The 14,200-nt window shown below is 55.0% G+C and carries 14 protein-coding genes; 2 read left to right on the top strand and 12 right to left on the bottom strand.

Annotated elements, in window-relative coordinates:
• Both rsfS and OGV82_RS00530 read right to left on the bottom strand, forming a co-directional pair.
• On the bottom strand, nucleotides 1-318 hold the full coding sequence (gene rsfS, locus OGV82_RS00535; RefSeq protein WP_012133350.1) for a ribosome silencing factor: 318 nt from the start codon (nucleotides 316-318) through the stop codon (nucleotides 1-3).
• Nucleotides 319-576: 258 nt separating this feature from the next.
• Nucleotides 577-1,188 (bottom strand): adenosylcobalamin/alpha-ribazole phosphatase, encoded by a 612-nt coding sequence (locus OGV82_RS00530; protein WP_047458183.1) that lies wholly within the window; start codon nucleotides 1,186-1,188, stop codon nucleotides 577-579.
• 94 nt (nucleotides 1,189-1,282) lie between these two features.
• Here OGV82_RS00530 and cobD point away from each other — a divergent pair, with 94 nt between their 5' ends.
• Nucleotides 1,283-2,377, top strand: coding sequence for a threonine-phosphate decarboxylase CobD (gene cobD / locus OGV82_RS00525; RefSeq protein ID WP_012133348.1), 1,095 nt, complete (start codon nucleotides 1,283-1,285; stop codon nucleotides 2,375-2,377).
• Here cobD and nadD read toward each other — a convergent pair.
• The 4 genes from nadD to leuS are packed head-to-tail and all read right to left on the bottom strand — an operon-like array spanning nucleotide 2,352 to nucleotide 7,216.
• Nucleotides 2,352-2,993 carry a nicotinate-nucleotide adenylyltransferase gene (gene nadD / locus OGV82_RS00520; RefSeq protein WP_024130547.1) on the bottom strand — a complete coding sequence of 214 codons (642 nt, stop codon included), beginning with the start codon at nucleotides 2,991-2,993 and terminating at the stop codon, nucleotides 2,352-2,354. The genes cobD and nadD overlap by 26 nt on opposite strands.
• Before the next feature lies 1 nt (nucleotide 2,994).
• The gene (holA, locus tag OGV82_RS00515) at nucleotides 2,995-4,026 is read right to left on the bottom strand and encodes a DNA polymerase III subunit delta (RefSeq protein ID WP_012133346.1); all 1,032 of its coding nucleotides are present in this window, start codon (nucleotides 4,024-4,026) and stop codon (nucleotides 2,995-2,997) included.
• Complete coding sequence (gene lptE, locus OGV82_RS00510) at nucleotides 4,026-4,619, bottom strand: LPS assembly lipoprotein LptE (protein ID WP_024130546.1); 594 nt, start codon at nucleotides 4,617-4,619, stop codon at nucleotides 4,026-4,028. The genes holA and lptE overlap by 1 nt, the downstream gene beginning before the upstream one ends.
• A 14-nt stretch (nucleotides 4,620-4,633) precedes the next feature.
• Nucleotides 4,634-7,216 (bottom strand): leucine--tRNA ligase, encoded by a 2,583-nt coding sequence (gene leuS / locus OGV82_RS00505; RefSeq protein WP_024130545.1) that lies wholly within the window; start codon nucleotides 7,214-7,216, stop codon nucleotides 4,634-4,636.
• Between the two features lie 235 nt (nucleotides 7,217-7,451).
• On the opposite strand from leuS, the gene OGV82_RS00500 reads away from it, so the two are divergent.
• Complete coding sequence (locus OGV82_RS00500; protein ID WP_012133343.1) at nucleotides 7,452-7,934, top strand: zinc ribbon-containing protein; 483 nt, start codon at nucleotides 7,452-7,454, stop codon at nucleotides 7,932-7,934.
• A gap of 93 nt (nucleotides 7,935-8,027) precedes the next feature.
• On the opposite strand, the gene rihA is transcribed toward OGV82_RS00500, so the two are convergent.
• The 6 genes from rihA to lnt all read right to left on the bottom strand — a co-directional run bounded on the left by rihA (nucleotide 8,028) and on the right by lnt (nucleotide 14,192).
• On the bottom strand, nucleotides 8,028-8,966 hold the full coding sequence (gene rihA / locus OGV82_RS00495; RefSeq protein WP_047458179.1) for a pyrimidine-specific ribonucleoside hydrolase RihA: 939 nt from the start codon (nucleotides 8,964-8,966) through the stop codon (nucleotides 8,028-8,030).
• 116 nt (nucleotides 8,967-9,082) lie between these two features.
• Nucleotides 9,083-9,808 carry a glutamate/aspartate ABC transporter ATP-binding protein GltL gene (gltL, locus tag OGV82_RS00490; RefSeq protein ID WP_012133341.1) on the bottom strand — a complete coding sequence of 242 codons (726 nt, stop codon included), beginning with the start codon at nucleotides 9,806-9,808 and terminating at the stop codon, nucleotides 9,083-9,085.
• Complete coding sequence (gltK, locus tag OGV82_RS00485; RefSeq protein WP_012133340.1) at nucleotides 9,808-10,482, bottom strand: glutamate/aspartate ABC transporter permease GltK; 675 nt, start codon at nucleotides 10,480-10,482, stop codon at nucleotides 9,808-9,810. Before gltK ends, gltL begins: the two co-directional genes overlap by 1 nt.
• Nucleotides 10,482-11,222, bottom strand: a complete 741-nt coding sequence (gene gltJ, locus OGV82_RS00480) for a glutamate/aspartate ABC transporter permease GltJ (RefSeq protein ID WP_012133339.1) — start codon at nucleotides 11,220-11,222, stop codon at nucleotides 10,482-10,484. The genes gltK and gltJ overlap by 1 nt, the downstream gene beginning before the upstream one ends.
• A 162-nt stretch (nucleotides 11,223-11,384) precedes the next feature.
• Complete coding sequence (locus OGV82_RS00475; protein WP_047458175.1) at nucleotides 11,385-12,293, bottom strand: amino acid ABC transporter substrate-binding protein; 909 nt, start codon at nucleotides 12,291-12,293, stop codon at nucleotides 11,385-11,387.
• 360 nt (nucleotides 12,294-12,653) lie between these two features.
• A complete protein-coding gene (gene lnt, locus OGV82_RS00470) occupies nucleotides 12,654-14,192 on the bottom strand; it encodes an apolipoprotein N-acyltransferase (protein WP_200023802.1) in 1,539 nt (512 codons plus the stop codon).
• Nucleotides 14,193-14,200: the final 8 nt, after the last annotated feature.

Here is a 14,200-nt window from a genome sequence, read left to right as displayed (position 1 = left end):
TTAACTCCAGAGTTTTTCCAGTTCATACAGGCGACGGCTCTCTTCCTGCATGACATGGACAATCACATCACCCAGGTCAACGACAATCCAGTCGGCTACGCTTTCACCTTCAACGCCAAGCGGCAACATGCCTGCCGCGCGAGATTCCTGTACAACGTGGTCAGCAATAGACATAACGTGACGGCTGGATGTACCGGTGCAGATAATCATGCAGTCGGTGATACTGGATTTACCCTGAACATCTAAGGTGATGATGTCCTGACCTTTCAGGTCATCAATTTTGTCGATTACAAAATCCTGGAGTGCTTTACCCTGCAAGTTTTCCCCCTGGGTATTACGGATGAATATAAATAAGCCTGTCAGTATACCTGAACCCGAGGCGATGTCGGGACTAATGTCATCAACGGGCGTTTAAAAGTGGGTTATCATCCCATCCCGCACAACAGATTGCATCGCCATTTTTGTAAAACAATTTCTGCAAAGCTCTGAAGGGCGGGAGAAGTCTGGCGCGGAGGATAGCAGCCTGTCAGGGGGTGTCAATGGTCGAAACGCCCCCGAGGAGAAAAAACAGAAATATCACTCGCCGTGATGCCAGACGGCCCGACTGTTTAACACCTTCAGCGTGGCGAAATCTTCACAAAAATCAATGGCGCTCCAGCATCCTTGATCAACCCTGAAATGCCATAATGAGGCGGCGGGCATGGACAATAATCGCGCGATCATGAGACTCAGAACCCCCTGATGGCTCACGACCAACAGATTCTTATTATCTTTATAATCAGCAAGTTGTGCAATAAAACGCTCTACGCGTTGTGAGAATGCCTGGAAGCCTTCCCCATTGGTCGGGACGGCGTTCTGCCAGTCGGTACACCAGGCCGCGTAACTTGCCGCGTCTTCGCGGCTCAGATCGCGGTGATGACGCATCTCCCAGTCGCCAAAAAACATCTCGTTAAGCTCCGGGAACAGGCGCTGCGGCACGTCGCGGTCGTGAAGCACCAGCCGCGCCGTGTGGCGGGCGCGTTCCAGTTCGCTACAGAATACGTTGTCGAAGGGGACATTGCGCAGCAGGTTATTCAACGTTTGCGCCTGGGCTATCCCTTTTTCTGTCAGCGGAGTGGGGGCGTGGCCGCTGTATAATCCGGCTACATTGGCTTCGGTTTCCCCATGACGAACTAACCAGAGTCGCATGTTTTTCCTCGTGATACGTATTCGCGCAAAATATGATATTCACCCTGATTGCGCAGCGCTTTTTCACTAAAATAGACTTTTTATCGGAGGCAAGATGCCTTTACTGAAGAGTGCGCATGGCGGTAACACCCGGGAAGCCGCCGCATTGTTGGGCATCTCGCCTGAACAGTTGCTGGATTTTAGCGCAAATATTAATCCTCTGGGTATGCCAGGGCGCTTAAAACGCGCGCTTATCGACAATCTTACCTGCGCGGAGCGGTATCCTGATGTGGATTATCAGCATCTGCACCAGGCACTGGCGCAGCACCATCAGATCCCCGCGTCATGGCTCCTGGCCGGAAATGGCGAGACGGAATCCATCTTCACGCTGGTTCACGGGCTGAAGCCGCGTCATGCCATGATCGTCACGCCGGGCTTTGCCGAGTATCGCCGTGCGCTACAGTGGGGCGCGTGTGAGATACATGAATTTGCGCTTCGCGAAGCCGATGGCTGGCAACTCACGGACGCCATTCTGAATGCGCTGACCCCGGATCTGGACTGCCTGTTTCTCTGTACGCCAAATAATCCAACCGGACTCCTGCCTGCCCGCGAACTGTTACTGGCTATTGCGGAACGCTGTAAGACGCAGGGGATCGCGCTGATCCTGGATGAGGCGTTTATCGATTTTATTCCGGGTGAAGAGGGCTTTATTCCGCTGTTGCAGGGCAACCCGCATATCTGGGTGCTGCGTTCGCTCACCAAATTTTACGCCATTCCGGGGCTGCGGCTGGGCTATCTGGTGAACAGCGACGAGCAGGCGGTCGCGCAAATGAGAGCGCAACAGATGCCCTGGTCAATCAACGCGTTTGCGGCGCTGGCCGGAGAGGTTATCTTGCAGGATGCCGCCTATCACCAGGCGACCTGGCAGTGGCTGGCGGAGGAGGGACAACGCTTCCGTCAGCGGTTACATGCGTTTCCTGAGCTAACGGTTTATCCCGGTCGGGCGAATTATCTTTTATTGCGCTGTGAGCGGGAAGGTCTGGATTTGCAACGTGCCTTGCTGGAGAAGCACATTCTGATCCGCAGTTGTGCTAACTATCCGGGGCTTGACGCGCGTTATTACCGGGTGGCGATTCGCAGTCAGGAAGAGAACAGCCGCTTGCTGACGGCGCTGGCGGAAGTCTTTACCGATACAACCCTTGCTGGTTGATGTAGTTCAGGACGGATTCCGGCATGAGATCGTCGCACGGTTCGCCTTTCTCCAGCCGCTCGCGGATAAGAGTGGCGGAGATATTGAACCAGGGCGTTTCAGCCAGATAAATTTTACCCGCCGGGAGCGCGTGCAGATCGTCCGGCGTATGGGTTAAATGGCGCTCCAGCCACTGCTGATGTTGCTCTTTCACCATCTCAAGCGGGTAGCCGGGGCGTCGGCAAACGATCAGGTGAGTATTGTCCAGAATGGTTTCATAGTCGTGCCAGGTCGGGAACGTCAGTAAGGAGTCCTGGCCGATGATAAACGCCAGCGGCGCGTCCGGGCCTTGCTCTTCCCGCCACTCTTTCAGCGTTTGCGCGGTGTAAGAGGCGGTATCGCGTTTGAGTTCGCGCTCATCCAGGATAAACAGCGGTTTGTCGGCGATAGCCAGCTCAAGCATATATTTACGCTGTGCGCTGGACGCTTCAGGCTGTGGACGATGAGGCGGTACGTTATTGGGCATGATAATCACCCGCGACAGGCCAATCAGATTGGCCAGCGTTTCCACGGGCTTGAGATGACCATAATGCACGGGATCAAAGGTGCCGCCGAACAGAGCCTGTAACGATTTCATATCAACCATCAATAAAAACATCTGCCAGCGCTTTGTGGCAGAGAAGAAGAGAAAGCCCCTCCAGCTCAGCCCACACTGACTGTCCATAATCTTGTTTTAGCGTAATTTCCGTCCGCGTCAACAGTTGCACTGCCTGGCGAAGCTGGGTCTGCTGGAGCCGATTCAACGCATCGCCAATCATGCCGCGACGGTTTTGCCATACCCGATGTTTATCAAACAGCGTGCGCAGAGGCGTATGGGCGGATTGCCGTTTAAGGTTAACCAGCATCAGTAATTCGCGTTGCAGGGTGCGCAGCAGGATCACGGGTTCACTGCCTTCAAGGCGCAGTTGCTGCAAAATATGCAGGGCGCGTTTGCTTTTGCCCATCAATAACGCATCCACCCAATGGTATGGCGTGAAGTGCGCCGCGTCGTTGACGGCCTGCTCTACGCGTGGAAGCGTGAGCTTACCGTCAGGCCAGAGGAGTGAAAGCCGCTCCAGCGCCTGCGCCAGCGCCAGCAGGTTGCCTTCGTAGCAATAACACAGCAGCTGATTCGCGGCGTCATCCAGTTGCAAATTATTCTGCTTTGCTCTGGCGGCAACCCAGCGCGGTAGCTGCGCCTGCTCCGGCGTCTGACAGCTTACCTGCACGCCAGTGCCCGCCAGCGAGGTATACCAGGCGGCGTTTTCCTGGGCTTTGGTGAGCTTGTTTCCGCGCACGATCAGCAGCAGGTCGTCATGCAGCAAACCGCTGAGCGTTGCGAGCTGTTCATTGATCGCCGCATTCGGGCCATTTTCCGGTAGCAACAACAGCAGCGTTTGACGGCTGGCAAACAGGCTCATTGCCTGACACTGTGAGAACAGGGTTCCCCAGTCGGTGCTGGTGTCGATCGTAAAGGCGTGGTGTTCTTCGAACCCTTGCGCAGCGGCCGTCAGACGAATAGCGTCCTGGCTTTCCTGCAACAAGAGAGGGTCGTTGCCCAGGAGCAAATACGCCGCGCGCAGCCCTTCATTGAGCTGTGCGCGGAGTTGTTCAGGGTACAACCGGATCATCAGTTACCCAGCGTGGTGGACACGCGTGCCGGGGAAGATGCTGGCGTCGCCGTGGTGTTTTCAGCGGCGTCCGCGTTTTCCTGGGATGACTGAGCATCAGCGACATGGATACTCGGCAGCTTGCGAATCAACTGTTCGGCCGCTTTGTCATACATCTCTTTGATGATCATATCCTGTTCATTATCCTTCGCCAGCGCGGTTTGCGGGTTATCAAAGAATGAACGGTACACTTTCGTGCTGATCGGATAAATATCATGACCCGGGATCAGAACGCTTGCACTGACGCTCATGACCATCTGGTATTCCGCCGTACGGCCATCCTGGAACACGGAGGCGGTATCTTTAGAGATACTGGTCCGGCCAAGGCGCAGTGACGGAACATCCTGGCGCGTTGTATCTTTTTCAAGCAATTCAATATTGTTAAGACGCAGTTGGTTACGTACCGCCCGGCTTAATGGTCCATTCGGATCGCTTGTATCAAGAATCATAGTTTTCATCGTGCTGGGCACCTGCGTAGTGCTACGCAGATGCCAGCCGCACCCGGCGGTGACCAGCACCGCCAGGGATAACAACAATGTTGTCAGATGTCGCACGCTTCCTCCCGCGCTTAGCCAACGACCAAATTGAGGAGTTTACCCGGAACGTAAATCACTTTACGCACGGTAACGCCATCAAGATATTTTGCGACCAAATGTTCCTGGCCAGCACGTTCACGAACCTGTTCTTCAGTGGCGTTCACCGGTACGGTGATTTTGCCACGGACTTTACCGTTCACCTGAACCACAACCAGCGTAGAGTCTTCTACCATTGCTTTGTCGTCAGCGACCGGCCACGGCGCGTTATCGATATCGCCTTCGCCTTTCAGCGCTTCCCACAGCGTGAAGCAGGCATGTGGGGTGAACGGGTTGAGCATACGCACGACAGCCAGCAGCGCTTCCTGCATCAGGGCGCGATCCTGCTCGCCTTCCTGCGGCGCTTTCGCCAGTTTGTTCATCAGCTCCATAATTGCGGCAATCGCGGTGTTGAAGGTCTGACGGCGGCCGATATCATCGGTCACTTTCGCGATGGTTTTGTGGACGTCGCGACGCAGCGCTTTCTGATCTTCGCTCAGCGCATCAACGTTCAGTGCCGCAACCTCGCCTTTCGCGGTGTGCTCATAGACCAGTTTCCAGACGCGCTTCAGGAAGCGGTTTGCCCCTTCCACGCCAGATTCCTGCCATTCCAGCGTCATATCGGCCGGAGAAGCAAACATCATGAACAGACGCACGGTGTCCGCGCCGTAACGCTCAACCATTACCTGCGGGTCGATGCCGTTGTTTTTGGACTTGGACATCTTGCTCATGCCGGTGTACACCAGCTCATGGCCCGCCGCGTCTTTCGCCTTAACGATGCGGCCTTTCTCGTCGCGCTCAACGATGGCATCAACCGGGGAAACCCAGTTACGCTCGCCGTTTTCGCCTACATAGTAGAATGCGTCCGCCAGCACCATACCTTGGCACAGCAGCTGTTTCGCCGGTTCGTCAGAGTTCACCATGCCCGCGTCGCGCATCAGCTTGTGGAAGAAGCGGAAGTAGAGCAGGTGCATGATCGCGTGTTCAATACCGCCGATGTAGATATCGACCGGCAGCCAGTAGTTTGCTGCTTCCGGGTCCAGCATCCCTTCGTTGTACTGCGGGCAGGTGTAGCGCGCGTAGTACCAGGAGGACTCCATAAAGGTGTCAAAGGTGTCGGTTTCACGCAGCGCAGGCTGACCGTTAACGGTGGTTTTCGCCCACTCAGGATCGGCTTTGATCGGGCTGGTGATGCCGTCCATGACGACGTCTTCCGGCAGGATGACCGGCAGTTGATCTTCCGGGGTCGGCAGAACGGTGCCGTCTTCCAGAGTCACCATCGGAATCGGCGCACCCCAGTAACGCTGACGGGAAACGCCCCAGTCGCGTAGACGGTAGTTGACTTTACGCTCGCCGACGCCTTTTGCCGCCAGTTTATCGGCAATCGCGTTGAAGGCGTCTTCAAAGCCCAGACCGTTAAATTCGCCGGAGTTAAACAGTACGCCTTTCTCGGTCAGCGCCTGCTCGGACAGATCCGGTTCAGAGCCGTCAGCCGCCAGGATAACCGGCTTGATGGTCAGGCCATATTTGGTGGCAAATTCATAGTCACGCTGATCGTGGCCCGGAACGGCCATGACCGCACCGGTACCGTATTCCATCAGCACGAAGTTGGCGGCCCATACCGGGATCGCTTCGCCGGTCAGTGGGTGAATGGCTTTAAAACCGGTGTCGACGCCTTTTTTCTCCATCGTCGCCATATCGGCTTCCGCCACTTTGGTGTTGCGGCATTCGTCGATAAAGGCAGCCAGTTCCGGGTTGTTGGCAGCCGCTTTCTGCGCCAGCGGGTGACCTGCGGCGACCGCTAGGTAAGTGGCGCCCATGAACGTGTCTGGACGCGTGGTGTACACCGTCAGCGTATTGTCGTAGCCGTTCACGTCAAAAGTGATCTCGACGCCTTCAGAACGGCCGATCCAGTTGCGCTGCATGGTTTTAACGGTGTCTGGCCAGTGATCCAGTTTATCCAGATCGTTCAGCAGTTCGTCAGCGTAGGCGGTGATCTTAATGAACCACTGCGGGATCTCTTTACGCTCAACTTTGGTATCGCAGCGCCAGCAGCAGCCGTCGATAACCTGCTCGTTCGCCAGTACGGTCTGATCGTTCGGGCACCAGTTCACCGCAGAGGTCTTTTTGTACACCAGGCCTTTTTTATACAGCTCGGTGAAGAATTTCTGCTCCCAGCGGTAGTATTCCGGGGTACAGGTCGCCAGCTCGCGGCTCCAGTCATAGCCGAAGCCCAGCATTTTGAGCTGGTTTTTCATGTAGGCGATGTTGTCATAGGTCCACGGCGCAGGCGCCGTGTTGTTTTTCACCGCCGCGCCTTCAGCAGGCAGGCCGAAAGCATCCCAGCCGATGGGCTGTAAAACGTTTTTACCCAGCATGCGCTGGTAGCGGGCAATCACATCACCGATGGTGTAGTTACGCACATGGCCCATGTGTAGTCGACCAGAAGGATAGGGAAGCATCGACAGGCAGTAATACTTCTCTTTGCTCTCGTCTTCGGTTACTTCAAAGGTGCGCTTCTCGTCCCAGTGTTGCTGGACTTTTGATTCTATCTCTTCCGGGCGGTATTGCTCTTGCATGGCAGCCAGTGGTCCTGTTTTCATTACGGCTACAAACGTAGCGTTAGATGTGGTGTTTCAGATCCGCATAGCATAGCCCAAACGCCCGCGCCAAAACAGCCTTTCGCGCATTCTGCATTGAATTCCCGCCATGCTAATCCTTGCATGAATTTACACAGTCTGTGGGCGGTCTTGCAAAGCGCGGCGTAAATAACGTCTATTATTATAGACAGTTAACGACCCAGGAGGCGAAGCGATGAACAAGGTTGCTCAATATTACCGTGAACTGGTGACGTCATTAAGCGAACGCCTGCGTAATGGCGAACGCGATATTGACGCGCTGGTGGAACAGGCGCGTCAGAGCGTAATGAAAGCAGGGGAGTTAACGCGAATCGAGGTGGACGAACTGACGCGCGCCGTCAGACGTGACCTGGAAGAGTTCGCCATGAGCTACGAGGAGAGCCAGGAAGAGGAGAGCGACAGCGTCTTTATGCGGGTGATTAAAGAGAGCCTCTGGCAGGAGCTGGCGGACATCACCGACAAAACGCAACTGGAGTGGCGCGAAGTGTTCCAGGATCTCAATCACCACGGGGTCTACCACAGCGGCGAGGTGGTCGGCTTGGGCAACCTTGTGTGCGAGAAGTGTCATTACCATTTAGCGGTGTATACGCCGGATGTACTGCCGCTGTGCCCGAAATGCGGCCACGACCAGTTCCAGCGCAGACCGTTTGAGCCGTAATCGGCAGTGCCGGATGGTGACGCGAAGCGTCTTGTCCGGCCTACAAATTGTACGCTGATGTAGGCCGGATAAGCGTTAGCGCCATCCGGCTGGTTATGATGCGTAGAACGCCAGCCTCTCCGCCAGTAAATCTACAAAGCCCTGCCGGTCGATATCGACCATGACCGTCGCATTCGGTTTATTCCCCGTCAGGAAGTAATAATCCACGACCGTCATTCCCTGGGTGTATTTCCCCTGAGTCTCCACGCCGACCCAACGTTCAACGGTGGTGAAAAGCTCGGGTTTTAGCAGCCAGGCGATGGTGCAAGGGTCATGCAACGGCGCGCCGGTAAAGCCCCACTTTTCGTCTTTGTGATATTCGAGGAAGAAATCCAGCAGCTCCGCCACGATCGTGGAAACAGGATTGCCTATCGCCCGGAAACGCTCGGTATCTTCAGCGTGAATCTGCGCCTTGTGCGTTACGTCCAGCCCGGCCATCACCACGGGAATCCCTGACTGGAAAACAATCTCTGCCGCTTCGGGGTCGACGTAAATATTGAATTCTGCCGCTGGCGTCCAGTTACCTAATCCCATCGCGCCGCCCATGATCACAATACGGGCGATTTTACGGTGCAATTCTGGATGGCTGTTCAGCAGCAAGGCGACGTTGGTTTGCGGCCCGGTGGCGACGATGGTTACCGGTTCCGGGCTTTCGCGCAGGGTTTTCGCCATCAGCTCAACGGCGGTGCAGGTCTGCGGCGCAAATGACGGCTCCGGTAGCGCCGGGCCGTCCAGTCCGCTTTCGCCGTGTACGTTATCGGCGATGATCAGATCGCGCATCAGCGGTTTTATCGCGCCGCCCGCGACAGGAATATCGGTACGCCCCAGTAGCGTCAGCATACGCAATACGTTACGCAGCGTTTTGTCAGGCGTCTGGTTACCGGCGGAAGAGGTGATCGCTTTCACATCCAGTTCAGGCGATGCGAGGGCGAGAACAATTGCGATGGCGTCGTCATGACCTGGATCGCAATCAAAAAGGACTGGAAGTGCCATTGTTGCTCCTTGTAAGTGGTACTTTGTGACAAGGGTAACGCCGGGATGAGTGCGATTCGAGATATGAAGAGATAAAGCGTGATATGGCGCGCACTCTGTCGTGCGCGCCGAAAGGATTAATGCAGGATTTTCGCCAGGAAGTCTTTGGCACGGTCCGATTTCGGGTTGGCGAAGAACTCCTCTTTCGGTGAGTCTTCGACAATTTTCCCCTCGTCCATAAAGATCACCCGATTGGCCACCTTACGGGCAAAGCCCATTTCGTGGGTGACGACCATCATGGTCATCCCTTCGTTTGCCAGCTCGACCATAACGTCCAGCACTTCGTTGATCATTTCAGGATCGAGTGCGGATGTCGGTTCATCAAACAGCATAGCGATAGGGTCCATGCACAGCGCGCGCGCGATTGCCACACGCTGTTGCTGCCCGCCGGAAAGCTGCGCCGGGAACTTATTGGCATGGGCCGAAAGTCCTACGCGCTCAAGCAACTTCTGCGCTTTTTCACGGGCGGGCGCTTTGCCGCGTTTGAGCACTTTCACCTGCGCCAGCGTCAGGTTTTCAATGATCGACAGATGTGGGAATAGTTCAAAGTGCTGGAACACCATTCCGACCCGCGAGCGGAGCTTCGCCAGATCCGTTTTTTTGTCATTCACTTTGGTGCCGTCAACGGTGATTTCACCCTGTTGCACCGGTTCCAGTCCGTTCACCGTTTTGATCAGGGTCGATTTACCGGAACCCGACGGGCCGCAGACTACCACCACTTCACCTTTTTTCACTTCCGTGGAGCAGTCGGTCAGCACCTGAAAGTGACCATACCATTTAGAAACATTTTTCAGGGTAATCATTAAACTGTCCTTTTCTTCAAATAGCTGACCAACAACGACGCGCTCAGGCTGATAACAAAGTAGACGGCACCGGCAAACAGGATCATTTCGACCTGCGTACCATCACGCTCGCCAATGGTGGTGGCGGTGCGGAAGAAATCCGCGAGGCTTAACACGTAAACCAGGGAGGTATCCTGGAACAGTACGATACCCTGGGTAAGCAGCAGCGGCACCATTGCACGGAACGCCTGCGGCAGGATGATGAGCTTCATCGACTGCCAGTGGGTCATCCCCAGCGCCAGCGCAGCGCTGGACTGCCCGCGTGAAATGCTCTGAATACCCGCACGGATAATCTCCGAGTAATACGCCGCTTCAAACATGGAAAACGCGACCATCGCTGAAATCAGGCGAATATCCGTTTTGGGCGAAATACCCAGTACGTCCTGCAACAGCCCCGGCACAATCAGGTAGAACCATAGCAGCACCATCACCAGCGGGATGGAGCGGAAAACGTTGACGTAAGCTTTCGCAAACCAGGCGACAGGGGCGAAACTTGAGAGACGCATTACCGCCAGAATGGTGCCCCAGAGAATCCCGATCACCACGGCGGTGACGGTAATTTTCAGGGTGATCACCAGCCCGGCCAGCAAGTACGGCATGGAAGGAACGATCGAACTCCAGTCAAACTCGTACATTATTTGCCTCCCATATTGCCAGGCAGGCGGACTTTACGTTCCACCAGATTCATCACCAGCATAATGACGGCATTAATCAGCACGTAGGCCAGCGTAATTGCAGTGAATGACTCCCAGGCGTGGGCGGAGTAATCCAGCAGCTTGCCCGCCTGCGCCGCCATATCCACCAGACCAATGGTCGATGCGATGGCGGAGTTTTTCACCAGGTTCATCATTTCCGAGGTCATCGGCGGGACAATCACCCGATAGGCGTTCGGTAGCAGAACATAGCGATAAGCCTGAGGCAGCGTCAGCCCCATCGCCAGCGCAGCGTTTTTCTGCCCGCGAGGCAGCGACTGAATCGCGGCGCGTACCTGCTCGCAGACGCGCGCAGCGGTAAACAGCCCCAGGCAGATCATTGATGAGAGGAAAAATTGAATGTTCGGGTCCAGTTCCGCCTTGAACCACATGCCGATATTTTCCGGCAACAGCTCAGGCACGACCAGATACCAGGTAAAGAACTGAACAATCAGCGGGACGTTACGAAACAGTTCCACGTAAAGCGTCCCCATTCCTGAGAGGAAGCGGTTAGGTACAGTACGTAAAATGCCGAATAACGAGCCGACGAGGAAAGCAATAATCCAGGCGGTGATGGATAACGCGACGGTGACCTGGAAGCCGCTCCAGAGCCAGCCGAGATACGTGGTGTTGCCGAACGGGGCTTGTTGTAAAAAAATCCCCCAGTTCCAGTCTATTGACATAAATCTACTCCAGAAAAAAAAGGGTAGCAGCGCTACCCTCGAAGATTGTTATCCAGCGTTTTGCGGTTTTCAGGCCTGATGGGGAACGACCATCAGGCTTATAGTCTGTCCGTGCTGAATGACAATCGAGAGGGCAAGGAGATCCCGCCCCATTTATTTTAGTTAGTTAAGTGCTTTGTCATTCGGTTCTTTGAACAGCGCCTTCATCTCGTCGGACAGTTCGAAATTCATGTTCAGGTTTTTCGGCGGGATTGGGTTTTTAAACCACTTATCAAACCATTTTTCCGCTTCGCCTGAGGTCTGCACCTGGGCAATCGTGTCATCTACCAGCGTTTTAAACTCAGGATCGTTTTTACGCAGCATACAGCCGTAGGCTTCCTGAGATTGCGGCTTACCGACGATCTCCCAGTTGTCTGGTTTTTTGGCTTTCGCGCGTTCACCCGCCAGCAGGGCATCATCCATCATAAAGGCGACGGCGCGACCGCTTTCCAGCGTACGGAAGGAGTCGCCGTGGTCTTTCGCGCTGATAATGCGCATATTCATTTTTTGTTCTTCATTCAGCTTGTGCAGCAGAATTTCAGAGGTGGTACCGGAGGTGACCACGACCGCTTTCCCTTTCAGGTCCGGGAAGTCTTTAATATCGCCGTCTTTTTTCGCCAGCAGACGCGTACCGACGATGAAAATGGTGTCAGAGAACGCGGCCTGTTTCTGGCGTTCGACGTTGTTGGTGGTGGAGCCACATTCAAAGTCGAAGGTTCCGTTCTGCAACAGCGGGATACGGTTCTGGGAGGTAATTGGGATCAGCTTCACTTGCAGGTCAGGTTTGTTAAGCTTTTTCTTCACGGCTTCAACGATGGCGTTGGAGTAGTCCTGTGAATAACCGACCACTTTTTGCTGGTTGTCGTAGTAAGAGAACGGCACGGAGGACTCGCGGTGGCCGACGACGATAATGCCATTCTTCGCGATTTTATCCAGCGTACTGCCCGCCGCCGGCGCGGCGTCTTCCGCGTGTGCCAGACCGGCAGACATTCCCATGACCAGCATTGCTGTGGCTAGCTTACGTAATTGCATATCCAACTCCTTTATCGTCTGCGCCATCGACGCATTGATACCCATTGTGAGTGTTTGTGTTGTTATCGTCTGCAACTTGAGCGTGCAGTGTTATGCGTGTTTGTTAACATTTAGTTTGGCTGAATGTAAAGATTTTGCTGCTTTATTGTTTATTTTTGCGAAGTGCGCCGCACCGTTTAGAGGCAAAAATCTTTCATTGCACTGTTTGGGTGCTACCGATGATCGATATTGGTGCGACCAGGTTGCACATATAGCCAAAACAAGGTTTACCTTGTTTAACAAAGCAATAGGCGTGCCAGAATGGAGGGATATAGCCAGGCCGGATAAGACGCATTGCGTCTTATCCGGTAATAAGGGAGATTATTTACGACGCTGACGCAGGCTCATCACCACGGCGCCAAAGCCCATCAGCGCGGTGAGCAACCATAACGGCCAGTTGCCGGTACGGGCATAAGGCGTTAAACCACGGGTTGGCGTAACGTGGGTGGTCAACACGTCGCGGGTAAACTGCGGGATCATCGCCTGAATTTCACCCTGCGGGCCAATGACTGCCGTAATGCCGTTGTTGGTGCTGCGCAACAGCGGGCGCGCCAGCTCCAGAGAACGCATTCTCGCCATCTGGAAGTGCTGCCACGGGCCGATAGATTTTCCGAACCAGGCGTCGTTAGAGATGGTCAGCAGATAGTCAGTGTCCGGGCGGAAATTGTCCCGAACCTGTTCACCCAGAATGATTTCGTAGCAAATCGCCGCCGTCAGTTTAAAGCCATGCGCATGCAGCTGTGGCTGTATGTACGGCCCACGGCTGAATGAGGACATCGGCAGGTCAAAGAACGGCGCTAACGGGCGCAGAATCGACTCCAGCGGCACGAACTCGCCAAACGGCACCAGGTGGTTTTTGTTGTAGCGATTGCTGGAATCGTAGCTGTACGGGTTGTCTTTACCCAGCGTGATAATCGTGTTGTAGGTGTCGTAGCGGTTCTGCTTGTTCAGACGCGCATCGACTATGCCGGTAATCAACGTGCTGTTTTTGGATTTCAGCAGATCGTCCATCATGCCCAGAAAACGCTGCTGATTAATCTCCAGATCGGGAATGGCGGACTCTGGCCAGATAATCAGTTGCGATTTACCCATTTCCGGCTGGGTGGCGTCGAGATAGATTTTCAGCGTATTGATAAGCTGACTCTCATCCCACTTCAGCGATTGGGGAATGTCGCCCTGAACCAGCGAGACCTGCGTTGTTTTTTCTGGCTCCAGCGTATACCACTGGATGTAACGCAGCGGGAAGGGCAGGGCAAATAACACCAGCGCGACGACCAGAGGACGCCAGTTACGGGTGACTGCCGCCAGCACCAGCAGGCCGCTGACCATCATCAGCAGGAAGTTGATGGCCTCAACGCCCATCACCGGCGCCAGCCCCTTCAGCGGGCCGTCAATCTGGCTATAGCCGAACTGTAGCCACGGGAAGCCGGTCAGTACCCAGCCACGCAGAAACTCGGTGATTTGCCAGACTACGGGGGCGGCGATCGCCACGCGCAGCCAGGTGGTTTTCGGCCACAGACGCGACAGAATACCGGCAAACAGGCCCGTGTAGAGGGAAAGGTATGCGGCAAGCAGCACCACAAGGAAGACGTTTATCGGGCCGGGCATACCGCCGAACTGCGCGATACTGACGTAGACCCAGTTGATGCCGGAGCCAAAGAGTCCCAGCCCCCAGAAGTAGCCGATAGCAGCCGACTGGAGCGGGCGACGGTGTAAGGTTAACGCCTGTAGGCCCATAAGCGAGATAAGCGCGGCGGGCCAGACGTCATACGGAGAAAAAGCCAGCGTTCCGCAGGCGCCGAATAATAACGCCAGCAGCAGGCGAATGCGCTGGCGTTCAATCAGTGAGGCAAATGCCATTTAGTCTT

This window comes from Citrobacter sp. CK191 (genome assembly GCF_030333435.1).
Lineage (GTDB): Bacteria > Pseudomonadota > Gammaproteobacteria > Enterobacterales > Enterobacteriaceae > Citrobacter_B > Citrobacter_B koseri.
The sequence above is the reverse complement of the archived record's forward strand: the minus strand, read 5'-3'. Positions and strand labels throughout refer to the sequence as shown.